The 24176-nt window shown below is 70.1% G+C and carries 20 protein-coding genes and 1 pseudogene; 6 read left to right on the top strand and 15 right to left on the bottom strand.

Annotated elements, in window-relative coordinates; genetic code table 11:
- Positions 1–135 precede the first annotated feature (135 nt).
- Complete coding sequence (locus GGE06_RS30165) at positions 136–1644, top strand: sensor domain-containing diguanylate cyclase (RefSeq protein ID WP_246532873.1); 1509 nt, start codon at positions 136–138, stop codon at positions 1642–1644.
- A gap of 200 nt (positions 1645–1844) precedes the next feature.
- Here GGE06_RS30165 and GGE06_RS30170 read toward each other — a convergent pair whose 3' ends face one another.
- Both GGE06_RS30170 and GGE06_RS30175 read right to left on the bottom strand, forming a co-directional pair.
- Positions 1845–2753, bottom strand: coding sequence for a hypothetical protein (locus GGE06_RS30170; protein ID WP_184932324.1), 909 nt, complete (start codon positions 2751–2753; stop codon positions 1845–1847).
- Positions 2750–2974 (bottom strand): hypothetical protein, encoded by a 225-nt coding sequence (locus GGE06_RS30175; RefSeq protein WP_184932325.1) that lies wholly within the window; start codon positions 2972–2974, stop codon positions 2750–2752. Before GGE06_RS30175 ends, GGE06_RS30170 begins: the two co-directional genes overlap by 4 nt.
- 475 nt (positions 2975–3449) lie before the next feature.
- Between GGE06_RS30175 and GGE06_RS30180 the strand changes: the two genes are divergently transcribed.
- The gene (locus GGE06_RS30180; RefSeq protein ID WP_181924472.1) at positions 3450–3605 is read left to right on the top strand and encodes a hypothetical protein; all 156 of its coding nucleotides are present in this window, start codon (positions 3450–3452) and stop codon (positions 3603–3605) included.
- A gap of 896 nt (positions 3606–4501) precedes the next feature.
- Positions 4502–4636 (top strand): annotated as a pseudogene (locus GGE06_RS42905) (DNA-binding protein); the annotation flags it as partial.
- 240 nt (positions 4637–4876) lie between these two features.
- Here GGE06_RS42905 and GGE06_RS30185 read toward each other — a convergent pair.
- The 4 genes from GGE06_RS30185 to GGE06_RS30200 form a co-directional block, all read right to left on the bottom strand.
- On the bottom strand, positions 4877–5920 hold the full coding sequence (locus GGE06_RS30185) for a LacI family DNA-binding transcriptional regulator (RefSeq protein ID WP_184932326.1): 1044 nt from the start codon (positions 5918–5920) through the stop codon (positions 4877–4879).
- 109 nt (positions 5921–6029) lie between these two features.
- Positions 6030–6863: an ATP-binding cassette domain-containing protein gene (locus tag GGE06_RS30190; RefSeq protein WP_116158389.1), complete on the bottom strand. Its 834-nt coding sequence runs from the start codon at positions 6861–6863 to the stop codon at positions 6030–6032.
- The gene (locus tag GGE06_RS30195) at positions 6860–7855 is read right to left on the bottom strand and encodes an ABC transporter permease (RefSeq protein WP_116158390.1); all 996 of its coding nucleotides are present in this window, start codon (positions 7853–7855) and stop codon (positions 6860–6862) included. Before GGE06_RS30195 ends, GGE06_RS30190 begins: the two co-directional genes overlap by 4 nt.
- A 223-nt stretch (positions 7856–8078) precedes the next feature.
- Positions 8079–9092, bottom strand: a complete 1014-nt coding sequence (locus tag GGE06_RS30200) for a sugar ABC transporter substrate-binding protein (RefSeq protein ID WP_184932327.1) — start codon at positions 9090–9092, stop codon at positions 8079–8081.
- A 298-nt stretch (positions 9093–9390) separates the two neighbouring features.
- Here GGE06_RS30200 and GGE06_RS30205 point away from each other — a divergent pair, with 298 nt between their 5' ends.
- The 3 genes from GGE06_RS30205 to GGE06_RS30215 all read left to right on the top strand — a co-directional run bounded on the left by GGE06_RS30205 (position 9391) and on the right by GGE06_RS30215 (position 13556).
- On the top strand, positions 9391–10362 hold the full coding sequence (locus tag GGE06_RS30205) for a carbohydrate kinase family protein (protein WP_184932328.1): 972 nt from the start codon (positions 9391–9393) through the stop codon (positions 10360–10362).
- 213 nt (positions 10363–10575) lie between these two features.
- A complete protein-coding gene (locus tag GGE06_RS30210; protein WP_246532847.1) occupies positions 10576–13134 on the top strand; it encodes a glycoside hydrolase family 32 protein in 2559 nt (852 codons plus the stop codon).
- A 125-nt stretch (positions 13135–13259) separates the two neighbouring features.
- A complete protein-coding gene (locus GGE06_RS30215) occupies positions 13260–13556 on the top strand; it encodes a putative quinol monooxygenase (RefSeq protein ID WP_116158394.1) in 297 nt (98 codons plus the stop codon).
- Between the two features lie 853 nt (positions 13557–14409).
- Here the strand turns inward: GGE06_RS30215 and GGE06_RS43860 are convergent.
- From GGE06_RS43860 to GGE06_RS30255, 9 genes are all read right to left on the bottom strand, one after another.
- Positions 14410–14835 carry a PfkB family carbohydrate kinase gene (locus GGE06_RS43860; protein ID WP_312883359.1) on the bottom strand — a complete coding sequence of 142 codons (426 nt, stop codon included), beginning with the start codon at positions 14833–14835 and terminating at the stop codon, positions 14410–14412.
- A 65-nt stretch (positions 14836–14900) separates the two neighbouring features.
- Positions 14901–15227: a hypothetical protein gene (locus tag GGE06_RS43865; protein ID WP_312883372.1), complete on the bottom strand. Its 327-nt coding sequence runs from the start codon at positions 15225–15227 to the stop codon at positions 14901–14903.
- 117 nt (positions 15228–15344) lie between these two features.
- Positions 15345–17399 carry a glycoside hydrolase family 32 protein gene (locus GGE06_RS30225; protein WP_184932330.1) on the bottom strand — a complete coding sequence of 685 codons (2055 nt, stop codon included), beginning with the start codon at positions 17397–17399 and terminating at the stop codon, positions 15345–15347.
- Positions 17400–17451: 52 nt separating this feature from the next.
- Entirely contained in the window at positions 17452–18495 is a 1044-nt protein-coding gene (locus GGE06_RS30230; protein ID WP_116158396.1) for a glycoside hydrolase family protein, read from the bottom strand.
- Positions 18496–18657: 162 nt separating this feature from the next.
- Positions 18658–19581 (bottom strand): carbohydrate ABC transporter permease, encoded by a 924-nt coding sequence (locus GGE06_RS30235; RefSeq protein WP_116158397.1) that lies wholly within the window; start codon positions 19579–19581, stop codon positions 18658–18660.
- A 3-nt stretch (positions 19582–19584) separates the two neighbouring features.
- Positions 19585–20583, bottom strand: coding sequence for a carbohydrate ABC transporter permease (locus tag GGE06_RS30240; RefSeq protein ID WP_116158398.1), 999 nt, complete (start codon positions 20581–20583; stop codon positions 19585–19587).
- A gap of 62 nt (positions 20584–20645) precedes the next feature.
- Positions 20646–21938: a sugar ABC transporter substrate-binding protein gene (locus tag GGE06_RS30245; protein WP_184932331.1), complete on the bottom strand. Its 1293-nt coding sequence runs from the start codon at positions 21936–21938 to the stop codon at positions 20646–20648.
- Positions 21939–22033: 95 nt separating this feature from the next.
- Positions 22034–23068, bottom strand: a complete 1035-nt coding sequence (locus GGE06_RS30250) for a LacI family DNA-binding transcriptional regulator (RefSeq protein ID WP_116158399.1) — start codon at positions 23066–23068, stop codon at positions 22034–22036.
- 103 nt (positions 23069–23171) lie between these two features.
- Entirely contained in the window at positions 23172–24116 is a 945-nt protein-coding gene (locus tag GGE06_RS30255) for a hypothetical protein (RefSeq protein ID WP_246532848.1), read from the bottom strand.
- Between the last annotated feature and the right edge of the window lie 60 nt (positions 24117–24176).

The raw sequence follows: 24176 nt of genomic DNA on the forward strand, positions 1-24176 counted from the left end.
GTCACCCGCGACCGCCCGGAGCCGCAGCGGCTGTGCCGCAACCAGCTCGGGCAGGCGCCCTTCATCCGCAACGCCGCCTACACCCCGCCGCCCGAGCCGACACTCGTCACCGGCCCGCCCCAGGCGCCGGAGCCCCTGCGGACCGACCAGGCCATCGCCGAGATCTACACGGCCCGCAGCCTGGCCGACACGCTCCAGGCCATCGCCGACGCTGCCGTCTCCGGATTCGGTTACGAGCTGGCCTGCGTCAACCTCGTCCGCCCCGACGGAGACCTCATCGTCGCCGCCCTGGCGGGCAACCCCGCCGCCGAGGCGCTGATCACCGGACGGGTCGGCTCCCGCGCCTCCTGGGACCGCCGGCTGCACATGGGCGAGGACTGGTCGGGGCTGCGCTTCATCCCGCACACGGAAGGCTGGGTGCTCAACGACGACGACGTACCGCAGTGGCACACCGAAGGCCCCCCGCCCGAGCACGACGACGGGTGGCACCCCGACGACCGGCTCTTCGCACCCATGTACGCGCCGCACGGCGAGCTGGTCGGCGTGATCTCCGTCGACCGTCCGAAGGACGGCCGCCGCCCGGGCGCCCAGGCTCGCGAGGCGCTGCGCACGTACGCCTTCCACTCCGCCATCGCCATCAGCATGGCGCGTCTGCGGGCGAACATGCAGCGGGCGCTGGTGCGGCTGGACCGCGAGCAGACGGCCCTGCGCGCCAGCGAGGAGTCGTTCCGGCAGGCCTTCGAGTACGCGCCGGCCGGCATGGCCATCGCCGAGATGGGCGGCGACAGCCACGGGCGGCTGCTGCGTGCCAACGACGCCCTGTGTCGACTGCTCGGCCGGCCCCAGTCCACCCTGCGCCGCTACTCGTTCAGCGACCTCGTCCACCCGGAGGACGTCGACGTCCTGCTCCGTACCTCCGCCGAGGGCGGCAGCGGCGAGCTGCGGCTCGGCCGCCGCGACGGCTCGTACGTCTGGGTCTCGGTGTCCAACTCCGTCGTCGCCGACACCGCCGACGGGCCCCGGTTCCTCCTCACCCACGTCGTTGACATGGGTGAGCGGAAACAGCGCGAGTCCGAGCTGGAGCGCCGGGCGACCCTCGACGAACTCACCGGCCTTTACACGGAGTCGGAGCTACGGATCCGCCTGGCCCGCGCGTTGTGCGACACACCGGACGCGGCCCCCGGGGCGAACGATCCGTACGGCCTCGAACCGTACGCGCCCCACCGGCACCGAGGCCTGCCGATCGGCCCGGATCCCACGCTCGCCGTGCTGCACTTTGGCGTCGACGGGTTCAAGCCGTACAACGCGCGCCACGGCCGGGCTGCCGGGGACGCCGCGCTCGTGGAAATCGCCGGCCGGCTCCGGAACGAGCTGGACCGCGAGCGGAGTGGCGGGGGAGACCGGGAGCCCGCGGTCCTCGCCCGGATCCGAGGAGACGAGTTCGTCGCCCTCGTTCCGGACCTGGACAAGGCGCCCGCCGAGACGCTGGTGGCCCGACTGCGCCAAGCTCTCCGTACCGGCCCCCTGGAGGCGACCGGCATCCTGTGCTGGGCGACCTGCGGCACCACCGCCGACCAGGTGCTGGGGCGCTCGGGAGAGCTGCTCCACGGCAGGAAACTCCTGCCCGGACCCACCCGAACGTGACGCATGGACTTTCGTGACGGCCTGTAAGCCCTGTCTTCTTGACCATCTGCAGACCGGGGCGTTGGCGAGCGGTCCATGGTTGTTCCGTCAGGCTTCCGCCCGAAGGCAGCCTCCAGCCAGGCGATGGAGGCTGACCGCTCCCCACTCCGTGGCGGCAGGCCCGGTGCCGTAAAGGCAGGACCAGATCGGTCTGCACGAAGTCAGTCCTGTTCCCACGGTGTGGGATCTGGGCGGCGATGCCACCACCAGCCGACCGAGGTCTGTTCAGTCGCCCCGGTCAGCTCCCTGCGAAGGCTTCCCGAGGGGTCTTCAGCCGTTGCCGCGGCAAACCGGCTGTCCAGTTCCTCCAGAGCTTCGTCAAGCAGCTCGGTGACCTCGCGAGGCAGTCGGACACCGATGCCGGCGAGCTCGTCGCGGGCTTCCAACCGTTCTCGATAGAGGTCGGCCGGATACCACCCCGATGGCGCCCACCCGGATTCCAGCTGCCTGACGGCTCGCTCCCATACGACCAGGTTGCCCTTGGCGGACCAGACGGGGCTGCCCGTGTCGGCGTCCCAGGCAAGCCGCGCCAGGCCCGAGGCTGCTTCCCGCACCTGCTCCACCGATGTCGCAAAGGCTTCGGCCACAGGAGTGTCCGGCTTCTGTTCCCGCACGATCTCGGCAAACCTCGTCACGATCGCCCGGGGCAACTGCGGCACCGGCGCCTCGACGGCGGTGACCTCGTAGAGAGGGGGTTCGTCGTCGGAGAGTTCGAGCCGGGCGCGGGTGAGAAGGCCGTCCGGCGTCACTGCCCAATAGGCGCTCGGAAGTGCTTCGGCTGCGGGGTACAGGACCGTCGTCGTGGCCGCCTTCGCAAAAGCCGCGGCAATCTCGGACTCGAGCGGCTGATCAGCCGCTTCGTCCTGGACATAAATGTCCAGCGACCACGCGATGTCACCGTGGACCGCGCGGTGTTCGCACGAGACGGGCGCATCCCAGTTCCGGAGGTCGGGGTCGCCGTCAGGATCGGCCACCTCCACATCACCGCCCGCGATACCAAGGCTTCCGGCAAGTGCGACGCCCATGGTCTCGGGGCTGACGGCGCCGACGGTAAGGAGGTTGTACGTCACGGATACGTCCCGTTGTAGATGGCCAGGGCTTTCTCGACGGTGCCTGGGTCGTTGGTGAAACGCGGGTTCCTGGTCAGCTGCGGTGCGGCGCTGATGCCCCCCTTCGCCTTGGCTACCTGCTGCAGGGCTGCGTACTCGTTTCTGCCGAGCTTCACGATGCCCGGACCGGAGTCGGGATAGACCCTTCCTGAGTCTTCGACACCGTGGGTCCGCCCGTTCACCTCGTAGCGGTCGGGTCCTTGACGTAGGTCGCCTTACCGCTGGCGATGCCGGCTGTGTCCCGGGCAACAGCGCTCTGATGGCCTCGCAGGATGACGCTGCTGCTCTCTTTCACCTCACCACCGGTCGCCCCCGAAACAGTGTGGCGCGCGTTGGGCGGTTTGAGCTGCTTGCCTGCGGCCGGCCCTTAGAGGTCCTCGACTCGGTCGAGTGTGCGGAAGCTCTTGCTCGTACAGTCCGGGTCCCGAACCTGCTTCGCCTCGATGAGCTGGCCATAACATGTGCAACGACGTCAACGTCACTCGTCGCATGGGGCTTTCGGCAAGCCATTGACGTCGAGCGGGGGTAAGTCATGGGGTTCGATGACGACTGGGCCACGATCGTGTCCGCGTCGCGGGACCGACAGTCGGCGGGAACTCGGCTCAACTCGGCCGGTCCCGAAGGCGCGGGTTCGGGGTCGATGAATCTGGTCGTCACATGGGAGGCTTCTGCCCCGACAACGTGGATTCGCCCGACGCCGAGCACCTCGCCTACTGCGTGAAGGTGTTCTCTCACGAGTACACGCCGGGCACGACCCGGATCTACCTCCGCTCGACGATCGAGCCGGGGCTCACACCGTCCCCTGGCTCGTAGTCGCCATGCACGCGCCTTCGTTCCCGTGTGCCGCATGAGGGGCACGCTCGCGCTGAAGCTGGCGCACCACATGTACGGATCGCCGAGTACGGGTTCAGCCCACACCTGCCGGGCGAGCAACCCGGTCCGCGGGCCGCAGTCATGGACAAGCACCGACACGTCCTCAAGCGAGATGCCGGCCACGAGGCAGGGATCGAGAACCGCAGTGCGGGGGCGGTCGATATCCCGAATCCAGCCCTGGGCGCGGGCCGCAGCGAGAACTGTCTCGGGTCCGTCGAAGCAGGCGGTGAGTCACCCGCACACTTCGAGTGCGAGGGGGAAATCGGCCACCACCTCATGAGACACGCCGGCGCGGAAGCTCTGAGCGGTCGTCCACGTCGACATGGCTGGAGTGGCAGCGGCCTTGCCAGTCCCTTGCCGCTCTTTCTCGTCTGTCTCCGGCGAGCCCAGTCGGCTGCGCCATGTACCCCTCACGCTCAGGCGGCCCGTGCACGCTCACGAACCACCCGTCCGTCGCACCCGACCTGGTGCTGAATGGCACGCGAAATCGCCTGACGGCCCACCAGAAAGAGCGTCATCTCAGCGTCAAGATATCGCCCGTAACGCCCACACCGCACATCAAGCCCACCCGCGAAACCGCAGGTCAGCAGCGCGCGAGACGCAAAACGGGCTCAGGATCGATGTGTATTACGTGCACTCTGGGCGCTTCGCGCGACGTCGGACGCACGTCCCGAAGGGCATCCGAGGGTCCGCGTTGCCGAGAATCTCGCCGTATGGCATTCGAAATGCCATACCCGTGTCAGGCTGACGGCGAACCCGACTTCCCTCCCGGCGACCGTCCCGGCACCGGCAGCTCATCCTCCGACGCCGGGACGGCCGCGTGAGCGGCGCCTTGATCCTCGGCCGCGATCCTCGTCGAGGTGATCCACCTCCGGATCAACGACACCGCGCTGAAGTGGACCCTGTCCCGGCTACGGGTCGAACCCGTCACCCGCTCCCTCGCCCAGTCCGTCGCCACACTGCTGTGCGCGGTCGATCCGAAGAGCCGGCGCCGGGCACCGGCGTACCGCGACCTGTGCTCGCGCGGCCAGGTGGGTAGGGATGGCGTTATCCAAAGGACGCCGTCCTGGCCCATCCGGGTCAGCTCCGGCACGACTCCGTCGCACAGCGTGCCGGCCACCGCGGACCGCGTCGCCTGGCCGGTCTCCTCGGGCTCCCTCTCCCTCGCCAAGGGCAGGGCCCCGAGCCCGGGCGCGCCACGGTCGTGCTGCTCAGCTCCCGGCCGGTGCCTGCTCGGCGGGATACGGAAGCAGTTCGCTGGAGCCGCGGACCACCAGACGGGTGGGGACCATGATGGTCCGGGCGCGGGTGCGGTCGCCGTCCAGGCGGGCGAGGGCGGTCCTGGCCGCCGCCTCGCCGACGGCCGCCGGGTCCTGGGCCACGACGGTCAGGGCCGGTTCGAGGACATCGGCGAGCGGGAGGTCGTCGAAGGTGACCAGGGCGATGTCCTTGCGTCCCGCACGGGTGAGTCGGGCGATGACCCCGAGGGCCATGATGTTGTTCGCCGCGAACAGGGCGGTGGGGGGGTGCGGCAGGTCAAGCAGTGCGGTGGTCGCGGCGGCGGCCGCTTCCTGGCTGTGGGCGCCGGTCACCAGGGTCCGGTCGTAGGACAGGCCGGCCTCGGCGAGCGCCGAGCGGTAGCCGGCGAGCCGTTCGCGCCGGGTGTAGAGCTTGGCGGGAAGGTCTCCGATGAAACCGATTCGGCGGTGGCCGCGGGCGATGAGGTGGGAGACCCCCTCGTGGACGCCGGTCTGGTTGGAGCTGACCACGCAGTCGGCGGACAGTCCGACTCCCGGCCGGTCGAGGAACACCACCGGCAGACCGGCCGCGCGCGGTGCCTTGAGATGGCTGTGATCGGCTCCGAACGCGGGGACGACCATCAGCATGCTGACACGCCGGGCGAGGAAGGTTTGGATCAACGCCCGCTCTCGGTCCGGGTCTTCGGCCGACGAGCCCATAAGAAGGGTGAGCCCACGGCTGCGCACGACGTCCTCTATGCCGCTGGCGACGGTGCCGAAGAAGGGGTTGCCGAGGTCGGGTACGACCAGGCCGACGGTGGTGTCGGGGCCCCCGACACGGATATTGCGGGCCATCAGGTTCGGCTGGAAGCCGAGCTTGGCGACCGCGGCGAGCACGCGCTCGCGAGTCTGGGGGGAACTCGGCCCGTCCTCGTTGAGCACCCGGGACACCGTCTTGGCGCTGACGCCCACTTCCCTGGCGACATCGGCCAGTGTGGGGCGGCGGTTCGCGGCCATGTTCCACCGTTCCTGTGCGTTCGTCGGGACCGGCCCTGCCCGGGGCCGGTCCCGCTGTTCTGCCTGTGCGGCGACCCTGTGGTCTGCGAGGCGTCGCCCCTGCGGCTACTCAGTGGGCGGACACGCCTGCCGCCTCGGCGGCATCCGCGTCGGCAACGACGGTACCTCCATCGTCGCTCACCCTGAGCGCCCCCGTCATGATGGCGACGACCTCCGCCATGGAATGGTCGGACGGCTTGATCAGCGCCTCGCGGCGGCCGAGCCGGTGGATGTGGATGCGGTCGGCGATCTCGAAGACGTGCGGCATGTTGTGGCTGATCAGGACCACGGGCATGCCCTTGTCGCGGACTCGGCGGATGAGGTCGAGGACCTGCCCCGACTCCTTGACCCCCAGCGCGGCGGTGGGCTCGTCCATCACGACGACGCTCTTGGCCCAGGCGACGGACCGCGCGACCGCCACGGCCTGGCGCTGACCGCCGGACAGTGTCTCCACCGGCTGCGTCAGCGACCGCAGTCCGATCTTGAGGTCGGCCATGTGGGCCGCCGCCTCCTGGCGCATGCGCTTCTTGTCGAGCATGCGCAGCGCGCTGCCGAGGAAGCCCGGCCGGCGCAGTTCGCGGCCGAGGAACATGTTGGAGGCGATGTCCATGGAGGCAGCGACGGCCAGGTCCTGGTAGACGGTCTCGATGCCGTGCTGCCGGGCGCTCTGCGGCCCGGTGAACCGGATGGGGTCGCCGTTCAGCCGGATCTCGCCCTCGTCGGGGGTGATCGCACCGGTGAGGGCTTTGATCAGGCTCGTCTTTCCGGCGCCGTTGTCGCCGATGACGGCGAGGACCTCACCGGGCAGCAGATCGAAGTCGGCGCCGTCGATGGCGGTGACATGACCGTACCGCTTGACCAGGCCGCGGGCCTGGAGCACTGGCGTGACATCGGCAGTGGTCATCGTGCCTTCCTCCGGGAGATCTGGTCGACGGTCACGGCCAGGATCACCAGCACGCCGGTGATCAGGGTCTGGTAGATGGAGGCGACGCCCATCAGCTGGAGACCGTTGCGGAACACACCGACGATGAGGACGCCGATGAAGGTGCCGAGGACGGAGCCGCGCCCGCCGAAGAGGCTGGTGCCGCCGAGGACGACGGCGGTGATGCTGTCCAGGTTGTCGGTCTGGCCGGCCTGCGGGTCGCCGACGCCGGTGCGGGAGATCAGGAGCAGTGCGGCGATCCCGTAGACGACTCCGGCCAGGGTGTACAGGCCGATCGTCAGCCGGGAGGTGCGGATGCCGTTGAGGCGGGCGGCCTCGGGACTGTTGCCGAGCGCGTACACGTGCCGACCCCAGGACGTGCCGCTCAGCGCGTAGGCGAAGAGCAGGAACAGGGCGATCGTCACGAGCGAGCCGTAGGTGATGTCGGTGTTGCCGAGCGGGAACGTCTCGCCGAGGGCGGTCAATTGCGCCGGGAGGCTGGTGATCGTCTGCTCGGCCGAGTAGATGTGGGTGAGGGCGAACGCCACGTTCAGCATGCCGAGGGTGACGATGAACGGCGGGAGTGGGATCAGCTGCACCAGCAGGCCGTTGACCAGGCCGAAGACCGCACTGACGACCAGGCCGAGAGTGATCGCGGCGAGTGGCGGCAGGCCGCCCTCGGCAGCCGTCTTGGCGATGACGATGCTGCCGAACGCCATGACGGCACCGCAGGAGAGGTCGATGCCGGCGGTGAGGATGATCAGGGTCTGACCGATGGCCAGCGTGCCCACGACCATGACCTGCTGGACGATCAGCGAGAAGTTCCCGCCGGAGAGGAACTGCTCGGTCGTCAGGGAGAAGAAGGCGCAGGCCAGCAGCAGGGCGACGAGTGGGCCCGTGGTCGGTGTGGCGAGCAGTCGTCGGACCGTGGTCGGCCCTTTCAGCTGGTCGTAAGGCAGGGGTGTGGCAGTCATGGTGGTCCTTGGCGGTGGTCGATGGTCGGCGGAGCGGGGTTCGTCAGGGGTGACGTGCCAGAGGGCTCTCGCCGCAGGAGGCGTTCGCCGGAGAGTGCCGCAAGGGTGATCCTCGGAAGGGCGCGCGGTCCGACCCCAGGGACAGCGAGGTCGGGTTCGGAAGGTTCGGCCGCGAGGCGGCCGGTCAGAAGAGGACTTCCGCGGCGCGCCCTGTCACCGCGCATCAGCCCCAGCACTTCTCCAGGCCGTACGCCGTGTCCTTGGCGTCGACACCCGGCTCGGCCGCGTCGGTGATGAGTGTGACGCCGGTGTCCGTGTAGCCGGAGGCCTTCTTGCCGCCCTTGGCGAAGTCGGCGACCGCCTTGACGCCCTGGGACGCCATCTCGAGCGGGTACTGCTGCGAGGTCGCCGCGATCTTGCCTTCCTTGACGGCCTTCGTACCGGTACAGCCGCCGTCGACGGAGACGACCAGGACCTTCTTCTCCAGGCCCTTCGCCTTGAGCGCGGTGTAGGCGCCCAGCGCCGCCGGCTCGTTGATCGTGTAGACGACGTTGATGTCCGGGGACTTCTGGAGGCAGTTCTCCATCGCCGCCTGGCCCTTGGCCTGGTCACCGCCGGTGTCCTGCATGCACACGATCGACGGGGCGCCCTCCGCGACGCCGAAGCCGTTGAGGAAGCCCTGGTGGCGCTGCACACCCACCGCGACGCCGGGAGCGAGGTCCAGGGTGGCGATCTTCGCCGCCTTGCCGGCCATGGCGGCCTTGGCGTACCGGCCGATGAGCTCGCCCGCCTTGACGTTGTCGGTGGCGAACAGGGCGTCGGTGGCGTCCTGCGGCTCGGTCGGGCTGTCGAGCGCGATGACCAGGACGCCCTTGGCGCGTGCCTTCTGGAGGGCGGGGACGATGGCCTTGGAGTCGTTGGGCGTGATGAGGATGCCCTTCACACCGGAGTTGACCATGTTCTCGATGGCGGTGACCTGGCCCGCATTGTCGCCGTCGAACTTCCCGGCCGCGCTGACGAGTTCGACGCCGTTGTCCTTCGCGGCCTGCTCGGCGCCCTCCTTCATCTTCACGAAGAACGGGTTCGTGTCCGTCTTGGTGATCAGCCCGACCTTGGTTCCACCGCCGCCGGAGCCTCCCTGCGCACCGGAGCCGCAGGCCGTCAGTGTCAGCGCCGAGACGGCGGCGAGAGCGGTGAATCCGATGGATGCGCGGATGGTGCGGTTTCTGCGAAGCATGACTGATCTCCTGCTGGACGAGGGCGGAGCGGCCGCGCGGATCGAAGGGCCGCGGCGCGAGGGGACTGCTGCTGTCGAGCGCACTGGCGGCGGTGTCATCGTTGACCTATGTCATCGTTGACACTGCTTGCGGAGGATGATGAACTCCGTCACCCGGAAACGTCAATGCCTTGGCGCCGTCACAAATCGGCAACGCCGCCCGCACCGCCTCACATCGAGAGCAGCGCTCTCCGTGAGATTCCTCAAAGCCCCTTGCGATCGCAGCCTTCTCGCGCTGCCCACCTGGAGAGAACGAGTCATGCGCCTGCCTCTGGTCACCGTCCTCGGAGAATGCGTCGCGGACGCCTTCACCGTCCCCGCACCCACGCAGGGCGAGCTCGCCCTGCGGGTCCTGCCGGGCGGTGGTCCGGCGAACACAGCCGTGGCGCTCGCCCGCCTGGGCACACCCGCCCGCCTCCTGGCACGACTGTCCGACGATGTCTTCGGCCGCCTGTTCCGCAGTCACATGGAGGCCTCGGGTGTCGATCTCACGGCCGCCATCCACGCACCCGAGCCCAGCACGCTGGCCATCGCCGAACTCGACGCCCAGGGCCGGGCGGCGTACTCCTTCCACGCCCAGGGCACCGCGGACTGGCAGTGGACGGCGGACGAACTCGCCACGACGGACCTCGCCTCCACTGCCTGCCTGCACTCGGGCTCCCTGGCCCTGGTGCGGGAACCGGGCGACACGGTCGTGGAGGAGTTCCTCGCGCGCGCCTCCGCCACGGCCACGATCTCCGTCGACCCGAACGTCCGGCCGCTGCTCGTGGGTCTTGAGGTCTACCGCGAACGCCTGCCGCGCTGGTGCGCGCTCGCGGACATCCTCCGGTTGAGCGAGGACGACCTGGAACTGCTGCTACCCGAGTACACAATCGAGCGAGCCTGCGACGCCTGGCATGCGGCGGGCGTCCCGCTCGTGGTGATCACCCGCGGGGAACGCGGCGCGGTCGCCTCGCTGGACGGCGAGCGGGTCGTCGTACCGGCACCCCTGACCGACGTGGTCGACACCGTCGGCGCCGGCGACTCCTTCACCGCCGGGCTCCTGCACCATTTCGGCGCCAAGGGTCTCCTCGGTGGGCGCCTGACGGATCTGCGGGTCGACGACGTCTTCGACGCCTGCGCTTTCGCCTCCCAGGTGGCGGCGCTGACCTGCGGCGTCGTCGGGCCGAACCCTCCGTGGGCCGGCCAGTTGCGGCTGCCGGCACCCGCGGCCGGACGCACCGTCCGCTGAACGCACGGACCGATCGAACTCGGCCCAGGGCATTGACGCGCCGCCCGGACCACGCACATCATCACCCCCCAACGGATGTCATCGCTGTCACATGTCATCGATGACAATCCGTTTCCGGGTCGCCCCCACCGCCCGGCACTGCGAATCCCCCGGCGCCGTACCGCCGCAGCGGACGCGGACACGACGCCGCCGCCCCCCAGTGCAGGAGAAACCATGAGCCGAGCCCCCGCACGCCGTCGTGTCCCGCTGCGCCTCGTCGCCGCCGCGGCCGCGACCTGCGCGCTGACCGTCACCGCCGTGACCCCCCAGGCGGCGGCGGAGGTCAGCCGGCCGTACGCGGAGACGTACCGCCCCCAGTTCCACTTCAGCCCCGCGAAGAACTGGATGAACGACCCCAACGGACTGGTCTGGTTCCAGGGCGAGTACCACCTCTTCTACCAGTACAACCCGAGCGGCAACACCTGGGGCAACATGTCCTGGGGCCACGCCGTCAGCAAGGATCTGGTGCACTGGCAGGAACTCCCCCTCGCCATCCCGCACGACGACGAGGAGATGGTCTTCTCCGGCAGCGCCGTCGTCGACCACGAGAACACCACGGGGTTCGGGACCAAGGAGAACCCCGCGATGGTGGCCGTCTACACCAGCCACTTCAAGGACGACGGCAAGCAGGCGCAGTCCCTGGCGTACAGCACCGACCGCGGCCGCACCTGGACCAAGTACGCCGGGAACCCCGTGCTCGACATCGGGTCGAAGGAGTTCCGCGACCCCAAGGTCCAGTGGTACGCACCCACCAGGACCTGGCTGATGACGGTGTCGCTGTCCGCCGAGCACAAAGTCCGGTTCTACTCCTCCAAGGACCTCAAGAGCTGGACGTATCTGAGCGACTTCGGCCCGCAGAACGCGGTGGGCGGCGTCTGGGAGTGCCCGGACCTGTTCCCGCTGCCCGTCGACGGCGACCCCAAGCGCATCAAGTGGGTACTCGTCGTCAACATCAACCCCGGCGGCATCGCCGGTGGTTCGGCCGCCCAGTACTTCGTGGGCGACTTCGACGGCAAGCGGTTCACCGCCGACGACGACGGCTCCTACACGCCCCCGCCCGGAGTGGTGGTGCAGGACTTCGAGGGGGACGACTACGGCACCTGGCAGACGACCGGCACCGCCTTCGGCGACGGACCGGTCCCCGCGCCCGCGCCCGGCACGTCGGGCACGAGCGGGGTCGAGGGCCGGGGGTTCGTCGACAGTTTCCGGGGCGGCGACGTCGAGACCGGCACCCTCACCTCACCGCCCTTCACCATCGACAGCGCCTATCTCAACTTCAAGGTGGCCGGCGGCCGTCACCCGCACATCCCCGGCTCCGCGATGGGCGACTCTCCCGCGCCCGCGGGAGAGGTTCTCGCCGACTTCGAGCAGAACGGCTACGGCTCCTGGACCGCCACGGGCACCGCCTTCGGCAACGGCCCCGCACACGGCACGCTCCCCGGGCAGTCCACGGTGACCGGCCACGACGGCGACGGCCTGGTGAACAGCTTCCTCGACGGCGACGCGACCACGGGCACCCTCACTTCGCCCGAGTTCACCATCACCGCGAAGCACATCAACTTCCTCATCGGCGGCGGCAATCACCCCTCCGGTTCCGACGCACCCACCGCCGTCCGGCTCGTCGTCGACGGCAAGACCCTGCGCAGCGCCACCGGCTCCGACACGGAAGAGCTCAACTGGGCCTCCTGGGACGTCGACGACCTCGCCGGCAGGACCGCGCACATCGAGGTCGTCGACCAGAGCACCGGCGGCTGGGGGCACATCCTGCTCGACCAGGTCATGCAGTCCGACACCCCGGCGCGCCCCCGCTCGACCGAGACGGCGGTCGATCTCCTCATCGACGGCGAGATCGTCCAGAGCGAGACCGGCGGGAACGGCGGCAGCCTGGACTGGGCGTCCTTCGACCTGCGCGCCCACCAGGGCAAGCAAGCCGTCATCCAGATCGTCGACGTGAACCGGGGCGGCTGGGGCCACATCCTGGCCGACCACTTCGTCGCCGCCGACCAGCCGGCGATCCCGAGCGTCCGGCGGGCCTCCTGGGTCGACCACGGCAAGGACTACTACGCGGCCGTCTCCTGGGAGGACACCCCGGACGGCAAGCGACGCATGATCGGCTGGATGAACAACTGGCAGTACGGTAACGACATTCCGACATCCCCCTGGCGCAGCGCGCAGAGCATCCCGCGCGAGATGGCGCTGCGCACCGTGAACGGCCGGCTCCGGCTCACCCAGCAGCCTGTGTCCACGGTGGAGTCGCTGTACGCCGGAACCGCGGTCGGTGTGCGCGACGTGAAGATCGCGGAAGGCTCCGCGCCACTGGCAGGGGGTCGTGCCGACGGCAAGGCACTCGACATCCGGGCCACGTTCTCCCCGGGTGACGCCGAGCGGTTCGGTTTCACGGTCCGCACGGGCGAGGGGCAGAAGACGGTCATCGGCTACGACACCGAGACACAGGAGCTGTACGTCGACCGGACCCGGTCGGGAGCGGTGGACTTCCACAGTGACTTCCCCGGCGTGCAGCGCGCGCCGCTGACGGCCCGGAACGGCAAGGTCGAGCTCCGCATCCTGGTCGACTGGTCGTCGGTCGAGGTGTTCGGCGGCGGCGGAGAGGCCGTGATCACGGACCAGATCTTCCCGAGCCCGGACAGCGATGGCATCCAGGTCTTCGCCGAAGGCGGCTCCGCCCGTCTGGACAGCGCCAAGGTCCGGCAGGTGCGGTCGTACCGCGACTGACCACACGCGTGTCGCGACTGAACCACCTGTGCGAACCCGTTGACGGTGTGGAGGCGGACCGCTCCGGTATCGCCTCCGCGCCGTTCCGCCATGCCGGTGTGGCCGGCGAGAGACAGGAGGCAGACATGAGGAAAACACTGCTGGCCGAGTTCACCGTGCTCCCCGGAAGCGCGGAACACGTCGCCGAGCTGGTCGAAGACTACGCCGTTCGTGTCCGTGAAGAGCCCGGGAACCTGGCGTTCGAGGTGTACACCAAGGAAGCCGCTCCCCTGGCCTACTGCATCTTCGAGGTGTACACGGACGAAGCCGCCTTCCGGGCCCACTTGGCAGCACCCTATGGCCCACCGTTCAACGCCGCGCTCCAGCCGTTGATCGAGGAGAAGGAGTCCGTGCTCACCTTCCTGAGCCCGCTCGACCGATGAACCGGCGGCGCACCTCGCGTGCGTACGCCGCGTTCCTCGCCGACGGCTTCCGCAACTCCTCCGCACAGCGCTCCGACCACTCCTGGCGCTGAGCCGTGAAGTCGGCCGTGCGGAAGTCGCATTGCCCGGCCCGAGCGGCCCACTGCAGTGCCCCGGGCAAGGGTGGAAGAAGGCCGGCCCCCGCACGACGCCTTCGGCTTCCCCGTCCGTCGACATCCCCGCCTGGCGCCTTGCCGTCCTCGAAACCGTCCCCGTCCCCTCCCGGCTGACCCGCCTCCCACACCGTGGTCCGGGCCAGGCGCACTTCCTCGACGGCGCCGACGTCAGCGACCACCGACCGCTGCACGACATCGCCGGCCGGACCCACTTCGCCGACGCCGGGGCCCTGTTCGAGCCGCGGCCACCGCGCCGGCCGTGGTCGCCTCCCGCGCGTCTACGCCTATCTCGCGGCCAAAGGCGGGGCCGCCGCCCACCAAGGCGTCCCCGCGGGCGCGGTCGCGACGGCCGCCGTCATCGTCCCGGCCGCCCTGGCCGTGGTCGTCGGAACCTTCAACGGCCTGTGGTGGGGTGTGGCCTGCGGCGTCCTCGTCCACCTCGTACGCCGGGAGGTGCTGGTCGAGTACCGCACCGGCCGACGCCCACCGCCACCGGCGAACGCACCGGACGCACCGCCGGGCAGGCCCGGTCGCGGTCGCGGTCGCGGTCGCGGTCGCGGTCGACGGAGACCGTTCCGGCGGTGATGGGGGACGGCTACGAGCAGCACGAACGCAGGAACAACCGCGAGCGACCAGAAGCGGGACGAGCTGGGGCTGCGCCAGGAGCGCTCGATGAACAGGGAGCCCGCCCGGTTGCGCTACGCGCTTGCTCCCGCCTCTGCCTCTGCCTCTGCCTCTGCTCCAGACAGGCTCTCGACGAGCTCGGTCGCCGTGGGGGGCTTGGCGCCGACGCGGGAGACGGTGATCGCCGCGGCGGCCGTCGCCGCCCTCAGCGCGGAGCGCAAAACCGCTCGGGCGTCCGGGGCATGGCCGGCCGGTGACGCAAGTACGGCGGCCGTGAACGAGTCCCCGGCACCCACGGTGTCGACGACCTCGCTCGGTATCGCCGCGGCACGGAACTCGCCGTCGCGGGTGAGCGTGAACGCCCCCTCGCGGCCGCAGGTGACGATCACGACGTCCGGACCCGGTGCGAGCCGACGGGCCGCGCTCTCGCCGGCCGGAACTCCCGGGTACAGCCATTCCAGATCCTCGTGGCCGGCCTTGACCGCATAGCTGAGCGTCACGCATTCCTCCACGGCTGCGATCCGGCAGTCTGTTCGCCGAACAGCACGGCGCGGATGTCGGGGTCCTACGAGACGGTTGTCCCCGAGGCGCGAAGATCCCGCAGCAGTTGGCGCGCATGGGCCGCTCCCGGGACCATGACCGACGCGAGGGAGCCGAGGTGGACGTGGCCGGCGCGCGGCGGCGACGCTCGCCGGAGGCTCCAGGTGATGGCGAACTCGCAGTGGGCCTGGCCCTGTTCGTCGAGGGTGACGAGCGCCGTGGGGGTGGGCGGTTCGCTGTCGTCCGTCAGGACCGCCCCGCCCGCGCCGGTCAGGTGGGTCCGGATCAGTTCGCCCATCAGGTCCCGGCCGAGCGGGGTGAGGAGCGCGGTCCGCAGGCCGAGCCTGGCCAGGCCGTAGGAGCCGTTGGCCGGGCTGCCGCCGGGGGGCGGGTCGGCCGGTCGGCCGGGAGCGCGGACGACGTCGGCGACGCGCTCCCGCGTGCCCGGCGCGCCGGCCCGGCCCGGCCGTCAGTCGGTCAAGGTGACCTGGTCGACGATCAGGTGTCCCCAGCTACCGGTGGCATCGTCGAGGATCTGCAGCTGCGCGCTCCGGCCCTGAAGGTCGTCGAGGCCCCAGGAGACGGGCTTCAGCTCGCCCGTGTCGTCGCCGGTGGCCGTGCGTACGGGCTGTCCGTCGACGAGCAGGTTGACGCTCGTGGCGCCCGGCAGGCCGAGCGGATGGTCGCCGCCGGCGAGGAGCAGGTGGAGGCTGCGGCGGTCGATGGTGAAGGCGGGCGAGGTGATGGTGCCCGTGGCCGGGTCCCCGCCGCCCGTGAAGGTGTCCAGTACGGCGGTGCCGACGGAACCCGGTGGCTGCGCCTGCGTCGGCCCGGTGCCGGCGAAGCCGCCGGTAGCGGTCCAGGCCTCTCCGTACGTGCCGCCCTCGAAGTCCGCGAGGACCTTGGCGGGGCGCTGGGCGAGGTTCTCGTACTCGGTGATGGTGATGTCGGAGAACGTCGCGCTGCCGCCGCTGGTGAAGAGCCCCAGGCCGTCGTCGGCGGGGTCGGCGAAGACCTGGCTGGAGTGAACCTGGCGGCCGTCGTCGACGAAGTACTCGACGGAGGTGCGATCGACCAGGATCGTCAGATGCGCCTGCTTCTTCGCCGGGTCGTACGGTGCGTGGCTCTCCGCGTGCGCTCCGGACGGGTCGGGGTTCCCGCCGTCGCGCCGGTTCAGGTAACTGTGGTCGCGGTAGATGCCGGCGTCGGTGTGACGGGTGCCGTCGGCGGACACCCGCAGTCGCACGCCCAGGTTGTCGAGGGTGCTCCAGCTGACGTCCGCGTCGAGCCGGTACGCGGTGCCGCGGTGGCCGAGCGGTGTCACCCCGTCGACCTGGACGGTGCCGAGGTTCTTGACGTCGGTGGCGTGCTGGGCGAGAGCGGCCGCCGGCCGGGAAGCCAGGGCGTAGCCGTCGGCGTAGCGTTTGAGCGTGATCTCGCGGGTGATCGAGTCGGTGCCGTTGAAACCGTCGGACGTCCAGGTGGGGGCGGAGTGCGCGTAGGACCAGTTGTTCATCCAGCCGACGCCGAAGCGGCGGTCGAGCGGAGCGGCCGGGTCGTCCCAGGTGACGCCGCCGTACCAGTCGAAGCCACGGTCGAGCCATTGGGGCGCCGTGGTGTCGGGTGTGAAGACGGTGCCGTCGAAGCTGCCGGTCCAATAGGCGTACGTATTGGGGTCACCGGTGAGGTAGCCGTTGGCGCTGACGCCCATCACCCAGTGGGTGGTGCCGTCGTCGGCCCTGATCTGGAAGAGATCCGGGCATTCGAGGGTGCCGAGGGTGGTGTTGACGTACTCGGAGGCCGGGGTCCAGTTCTTCAGGTCCGGTGAGGTGTAGAAGCCGACGCGGTCGCCTTCGGCGATGAGCGCGACCCAGCGTTGCCGCGGGGCGTCCCAGACGAGCTTGGGGTCGCGGAAGTCCTTGCGGCCTGCGTTGGGCAGCACGGGAGTGTCGCCGTACGGGCGGAAGTTGCGGCCACCGTCCGTGGAGTACCAGAGGAACTGGGCCTGCGGGCCCGAGGCGTCGGCGATCTCGGCGGGGGTGGGGTGGTCCATCTGCGTGACCATGATGACGATCGCCCCCGCCCCGAATCCAGCGGTGTTCCCGGTGTCGACGACAGCGGAGCCGGACCAGAGGTCGTAGTTGGCGTTGGTCTTCTTCGGCGCGGCGACGCCCTGGTCGTGGAAGGCGACGTTGTCGGTGGTGGTGGCCAGCCGCCACGCGGTGCCGACGGACTCTCCGTAGTCGGCGTTGTAGAGGTAGTAGTACTGGAACGCGCCGTTGACGAAGATCGGCCGCTGAGGGTCGTTCTTCCAGTGGTCGGGCACGGTGAAGTGGTAGACGGCGCGGTACGAGTCGCCGGCGTCGGCGGCCCGGGCCGCGGGTGGTGCGGCCGGGCCGGGGGCGGCGATGCCGAGCGAGGTCAGGGTGAGGCCGAGGAGGACGGCGAGGCCGAGCCGGGCCGGGCGGGGCCGGCGCGGCGTCCCGGCGGCGTCGGCCCCGTGGTGCGAAGAGCGGGAGGTCATGCGCGACTCCTGAACTTCTGGGGGGAGGGGCGTACGGGGTGAGCGCGGGTGGTCAGAGGGCCACGGGTGCAGATGAGGGTCCCCCCTGCTCAAGCGAAGCCGAGAGCTTGGGGGAGGACTCGGCGTCCAGGACGGCGTGCGGGGCCTCCACCGACAGGCGGCGGCCGTCCCAGCGGACCGGCATGGGATCGCTGACACCGCCGGCGAAACCGCCGTCGGGGCCGGTGTGGTGGAAGCCCATCAGCACCCACCGGTCGTCGCTGCGCCGGCGGAGGAGCTTGCCGCTGTAGAAGCGGTCGTCGGTGACCTGCTCGGCGGTGTCGATGTCGAAGGGACCGAGCAGGCTGTCGGCGGGGGCCGCCCAGATGCCGCCGCGGGTGCCGGTGGCGCGGCGGCTCTCGGAGGCGTGCTCCGCCAGGCAGGAGAAGACGAGTACGGGCCGACCGTCGACGATCTCGGTCTGCGTCACCTCCAGCTGTCCGAAGCCGTGCGAGGAGGGGGCGGAGAGCGGCGGTCGCAGCTCCCAGTGGCGCAGGTCCGCGGAGACCGCGTGGCCGACGACGCCGCGCTCGAAGGCCGCGCCGTGGGGGGCCCGTGCGGTGATCAGCATGTGCCAGCCGTCGCCGCCGGGGTCGGCGAAGACCCAGGGGTCGCGGAAGGCCTCGTCGTGCCACTGGCCGTCGGTGAGGGTCTCGTACCAGGTGCCGCCGGCGCCGAGCACCGGGTTGTCTCCGGCCTTGTGCCAGGTGATCAGGTCGGCGGAGGTCGCGTAGCCGATGCGCTGGATGTTCTTGCCGTCGGTGGCGCGGGTGGAGCCCGTGTAGAACAGGAACCACGTGCCGTCGGGGTGGCGGACGACCGAGCCGGTCCAGGTGGCGAGGTCGTCGAAGGCGGGGGGGTCGGCGCGGACCAGGGCGTCGGGGACGCGGGTCCAGTGCTCCAGGTCGGTGGAGACGGCGTGGCCGATGGAGGCGCGGTAGTGCCGGGCGTCGGGGTCGTGCAGGGCGCGGGAGGCGTACAGGAAGAACAGGTGGTACTGCTCCCCGTCGTCGGCGAACCAGAAGTCCCAGACCCAGGAGTCGGGCAGCGTGAACATGCGGGGCCTTTCGAGGCAGGCGTGAGGAACCCGGCCGCGCGCGGCGCGGCGGGTGAGGGATGAAATGACGTCGGATGCGGGGCCGCCGGAGGAAGTGCCGGGCCTCCGACGACGTGCCGACCGCGGACCCGCGGCTGCGCGGCGGGGCCGGGCCCGGCGGGGTCAGCCCTTGACGCCGCTGGCGGCGACGCTGCTGACGAAGGCGCGCTGGAAGGCGAGGAAGACCACGAGCACCGGCAGGGTGATCATCGAGGTGTACGCCATGATCTCGCCCCAGGCGGGGTTGTCCTGGAAGAAGTACTGCATGCCGACCATGACGGGCCGCAGCTTCTCGTCCTGGACCACCATCGTCGGCCACAGGTACTGGTTCCAGGCCGGGAGGAAGGTCAGGATCGCCACCGTGGCGAAGGCCGGCCCGGACAGCGGGACCACGATCTTCCGGTAGATGGTGAACCAGCTCGCGCCGTCGATACGGGCGGCCTCGTCCAGCGAGGTGGGGATGGTCGAGAAGTACTGGCTGAACAGGAAGATGGAGAACGCGTTCGCGACGAACGGGATGATCTGCACCTCGTAGCTGTTGAGCCAGCCGATGTCGTACACCACCGTGCCGTCCTGTACGAGCAGGGTGGGCAGGTGGGCGACCCAGTAGACGAGCGGGACGGCGTACGTCTCGAACGGGACGATCAGTGTGGCGATGACGACGCTGAGCACGAGCCCGCGGCCGCGCCAGCGCAGCCGGGAGAGGGCGAAGCCTGCCATCGAGTTGACGACCAGGCCGAGGACGACGATCAGCACGGTGACCAGCAGAGAGTTGAACAGGAACTGCCCGACCGGCACCCGGTCGAAGACCGCACTGTAGTTGTCCAGGCCCACCTCGCCGACCGGCAGGAACGCCCGCCAGCCGCCGAGGTCGGAGAGGATCTGGCTGTCCGGCTTGAGGCTGGCCACGAACATGAAGACCAGCGGGAAGAGAAAGAACACGGCCAGGCCGACCAGGACCAGATAGGACCAGACGCGCCGGCGGCTGCGGAACCGGCGCTCGCTCGCCTCGGGGCGCGTACGGCGGGTACGCGGTGTCTGGGCCATGGGTCAGTCCTTGTCACGGGTGAGGTGGCGCTGGATCAGCGCGATGACGAGCACGATCACGAAGAAGATCAGGGACAGCGCTGAGCCGTAGCCGATCTGCTGCTGGCGGTAGCCCGTGAGCACGGCGTGGTACACGAGCGTCGACGTGGAGTCGACCGGGCCGCCCTGGGTCATCACGTCGATCTGCACGAACAGGCCGAGCGCCGCGATGGTGATGGTGATCAGGACGAAGATCCTGGTCGGCCGCAGGCAAGGCCAGGTGACGTCCTTGAACTGGCGCCAGGTGCCGGCGCCGTCCATCCGGGCCGCCTCGTAGAGCTCCTCCGGGATGGTCTGCAGTCCGGACAGCCAGATCAGCATGTGGAAGCCGACGGCCTGCCAGATGGACAGCACGATGATCGCGGGCAACGCGGTGTCCGGATCGTTGAGCCAGGCCGTGCCCTGCCAGGCGCCGAAGGTGATCGAGTCGATGAAGGAGTTGATCAGCCCTTCCGGCTGGTACATGAACTTCCAGAGGATCGAGACCACGACGATCGAGGTCACGACCGGGATGAAGAAGATCACCCGGAACGCGGTCACGCCGCGGATCTTCTGGTTGACCAGCAGGGCCAGCAGCAGCCCGAAGCCGGCCTGCACGGGCACGACCACCGCCGCGAAGGCGAAGGTGTTGAGCGCCGAACGGAAGAAGGTCGGGTCGATGGTGAACGCGCGGACGAAGTTGTCGAAGCCTACGAACCGCAGGGGTTCCGGTGAGATCAGCCGGGCGTTGGTGAAGGAGAGCGCGAAGCCGAGCAGTACCGGCACGATCAGGAAGCCGAGCAACAGGACGATCGCGGGGGTCGCCATCGCGAGGCCCGCGCGGGCCTCGCCGCGGCGTGCGGCGCGCGGGCGGCGCCCGCGTGGCCGGGGCCGGGCCGCGTCCAGGGTGTCGCGCTCCGCCGCGGGCGACGGGGTGCCGTCGTCGGGGCCGGCTGGGGTTTCGAGACGGAAGGTCGCCGTCATGGTGTCACGCCTTTCCGGAGGAGAGGAGGCGGGCCGCCGCCCCTCCTCCGCTTGCCGCCGCGTCAGTTGCCGTAGCCGTTGTTCGACTTGATGTCGGTGTCGATCGCCTTCACGGCGGTGTCCAGGGTCGACGTGACGTCGGCGCCGTTCATGATGTCCTTGGCGGCCTTCTCGAACGTGGTCGAGATCAGCGGGTATCCGGGAGTGGCCGGCCGGGCCAGAGCGAACTTCCGTGACAGGACGGCGAACTGGCGCAGCGAGCCGTTCGCGCCGAAGTACTTCGAGGCGGCGGCGGCACCGTCGGTCGCCGGGATGACCACCTGGCTGTCGGCGAAGGCCGTGAGGTACTTGTCCTGGAAGCTGAACTTCAGGTACGCACGGGCGCCTTCGGCCTGCTCGTCGCCGCAGCCGCTGGAGATGCCCCACTGCCAGGACCCGCCGCCGATCTTGGGTCCCTTGCCGAAGTCGACGGGCGGAAGGATCAGCAGGTCCGAACCGACCTTGTCCAGCGCGTCCTTGGCGTTCCACACGCCGGTGTAGCTCAGCGCGACCTTGTCGTCGATGAACCGCTGGTTGCCGATGGGACCGTCGCTGTTCGCCCAGCCGTTCTTGAACGCCTTCTGGAACCAGGAGAAGAACTTCACCGAGTCCGGACCGTTGAGCGCGCCGTCGGCGGACTTCATCGCACCGCGGTCGATCAGGTCGCCGCCCGAGCTCTGCAGCATCGGCGAGTACGCGTACGGCCACCACTCGCCCTTGTCGGCCGCGCCGAGGTCGAGCGGGGTCTTGTATCCGGAGCCCTTCAGCTTGCCGACCGCGGCGTCGAACTCATCCAGGGTCCACGGCTTGTCGACGGTGGGAATCCGGATTCCGGCCTTGTCGAGCACCGATTTGCGGGCGAAGATCGACAGCGCGGCGTCCCAGTAGCCCGCGGAGTACACCTTGCCCTTGTAGCGGCCGACCGCGGTGGGCAGCAGCGAGTCGGTCAGTGAGGTCGGCAGGTCGAGCGGCCGAAGGTAGCCGGCCCAGGCCCAGTTGGGCATGATCGGGCCGTCCATGTCGAGGAGACAGGGCAGGTTGCGGGCGGCGGCGGCCGCGGTGATCGCGTCGTTGTACGAGCCCTGCGGGAAGTTCTGCTGGACGACCTGGTACTTCTTCTGCGAGGCGTTGAAATCGCCGATGATCTTCTTGTAGACGGCCAGCTCCCCGGGGTTGCCCGCGGAGTGCGTCCACATGGTGATCTGCGTCGGGCCGCCCCCGGAGGACGTGCCGTCGTGCTTGGCCTTGGCGCAGCCGGTCAGTGCCACCGTCCCGAGGAGGCTCGCCGCTGCTACGATCGCAAGGGGATTGCGCACAGGTGGTCCCTTTCCCGGAGTTCGACTGCCAGGTCGAACTCCGCATGAATGGCAGCGTCAACTGCCATGTGTTGTCGGTGAGTCCGCCGCCGGTCTCAGTTTCCGGCCGGGGTCGGCGGCGGGCCCACGGAGTCCCGACGGATCATCGGGCAGTCCATGAGAAGCGGGGCGTCCCGGTCGGACTCCCGCACGCCGAGGGCGACCTCCATCGCCCACCGGCCCATCTCGTAGTGGGGCAGTGCGACCGTGGTGAGCGGCGGGTCGATCTCCGCGGCGATCAGCTGCTGGTCGTCGTAGCCGACGATCGACAGGTCGTCCGGGATCCTCAGGCCGCGGCGGTACGCGGCGGTGTAGGCCCCCATCGCCATGCGGTCGTTGAAGCAGAAGATCGCGGTCGGACGCCGCTCCGCGGGCAGCGCGAACAGTTCCTCGGTGGCCGCCCGACCGCCGCCGGCATCGGTGATGCCACGCACGTGCAGGGCGGGGTCCGGGGTGATGCCCGCCTCGGCGAGCACTTCCAGGTAGCCCTCGTGCCGCAGCCGCGAGGCCACGACCTCGTCGTCCCGCGGCGCGTCGACGTAGGCGATCCGCCGGTGGCCGGCGGCCACCAGCTCGCGCGTCGCCACGACGCCGCCCCGCCGGTCGTCCGGTACCACGGCCGGCCAGCCGCCCTGGGCGGGCCGGCAGTCGAGGAACACCGTGTCCGCCGGGAGGCCCGCCGGCGCGTCCACCACCCGGTGCCACATCCGGGCGTAGATCATCGCGTCGACGCGCTGACCGGTCAGCGCCTGGATCGCCTGCCTCTCCTGCGCCGCGTCGTCGTCCGTGTTGACCAGGACCACGAGGTTGCCGTGGTCCCTGGCGACGTCGTTGGCGCCGGCCAGCATGCGGCCGGCGAACGGCGTGGTGGCGATCGTGTCCGAGACCAGCCCGATCATGCGCGTCCGCTGGGTCCGCAGGCTGCGGGCCACGGAGTTGGGCGCGTACCCGATCGCCGCGGCGGCCTCCCGGACGCGCGCCTGCGTCTGCGGCGAGATGCGGTCGCTGCCGGCACCGCTCAGCACCATCGACACCGTGGCGGTCGAGACTCCCGCGGCGACCGCGACGTCCGACATCCGCACCCGAGCCATGACGAACCACCACTCGCTTCTTCTGTGTTTAATCGATTAACTGCCGCGCAGTGAGTATGCAACCGCCTCGTTACACGGTCAAGGCATCCGTGGGGGCGTGACCTCACTGCAACATCGGCTCCCGACATCCGGTCCGGCGACCTCTCCGCCCGTCCCGCGGGACGGGTCGCCGAGGCGCCCGGGCGGCTCCGCGAGCCGGCCAGGGTCGACCATGGTCCCCGACCGGGGCGGCCGAGCGGGCGCCGGACCCGCTGGACGCCGACTTCGTGAGGGAACGGCCGACCCCGAGCGGGCACGTGACCGAAACGGTATGGACCAGTGGTCGGCTGTTCGGGGCATGGGGTACGGCGAGGAGGGTCATCGCCCCGCCCGGTACCACGGGGATCATCCCGGGCCGCTCGGCCGAGCCGGCGAGAGCCTTGAGCAGCCCCGGCCCCGCCTGGAAGGAGGAGCCGGCGGCGGCGAGAAGCAGCAAGGAGCTGGTGAGCTGGAACGCGCCGTAGAGCCACCCGGATCCGGCCGCGGCGACCGCGATGTCCGCGATCTGCGTGGAGTCCTCGCCCGGGATGCCGATGTGCAGGCGTACCGCGAGAGCCGTCAGGGCCAGGGTGAGCCCGCCGACCACGACCGACAGCAGGGCGAGTGTGCCGCGCCCGAAGCGCCGGCGGTGGGTGTCGTCGAGCCGGCCGAGCTGGGCGATGGCCGTGGACGGGGCTTCGACTCCGGTGGCCAGGGCCGTCGCCACAGGGAACGCGAGGGCGACCGCGAGTGCGGCGGACCTGCCCGGGTCGGTGGCGGCGGACGCCGTACAGACCGAGTGCGGGGCGGCGAATCCGCGCACGAGCACGGAGACGCACACGAGGACGAAGGCCACCGTCATGACGGCGAACAGCAGTCTGCCGACGTGTCCGAACCAGGTCAGTCCCGCCACCACGAGCAGCAGGAGCAACGCAAGCGGGATCCGGAAGGGCACGAGGCCCGGGAAGAGTGCGATGACGGCGCTGGCGGCGGCAGCGATGGAGATCCCGATCGTGAGCACGAAGTCCACGACGACACCACGGCCAGCGAGGCGGCGTCTTTCCTTCTCTGGCTGCGCGACGCCTACCTG

This window comes from Streptomyces nymphaeiformis, from assembly GCF_014203895.1.
Lineage (GTDB): Bacteria > Actinomycetota > Actinomycetes > Streptomycetales > Streptomycetaceae > Streptomyces > Streptomyces nymphaeiformis.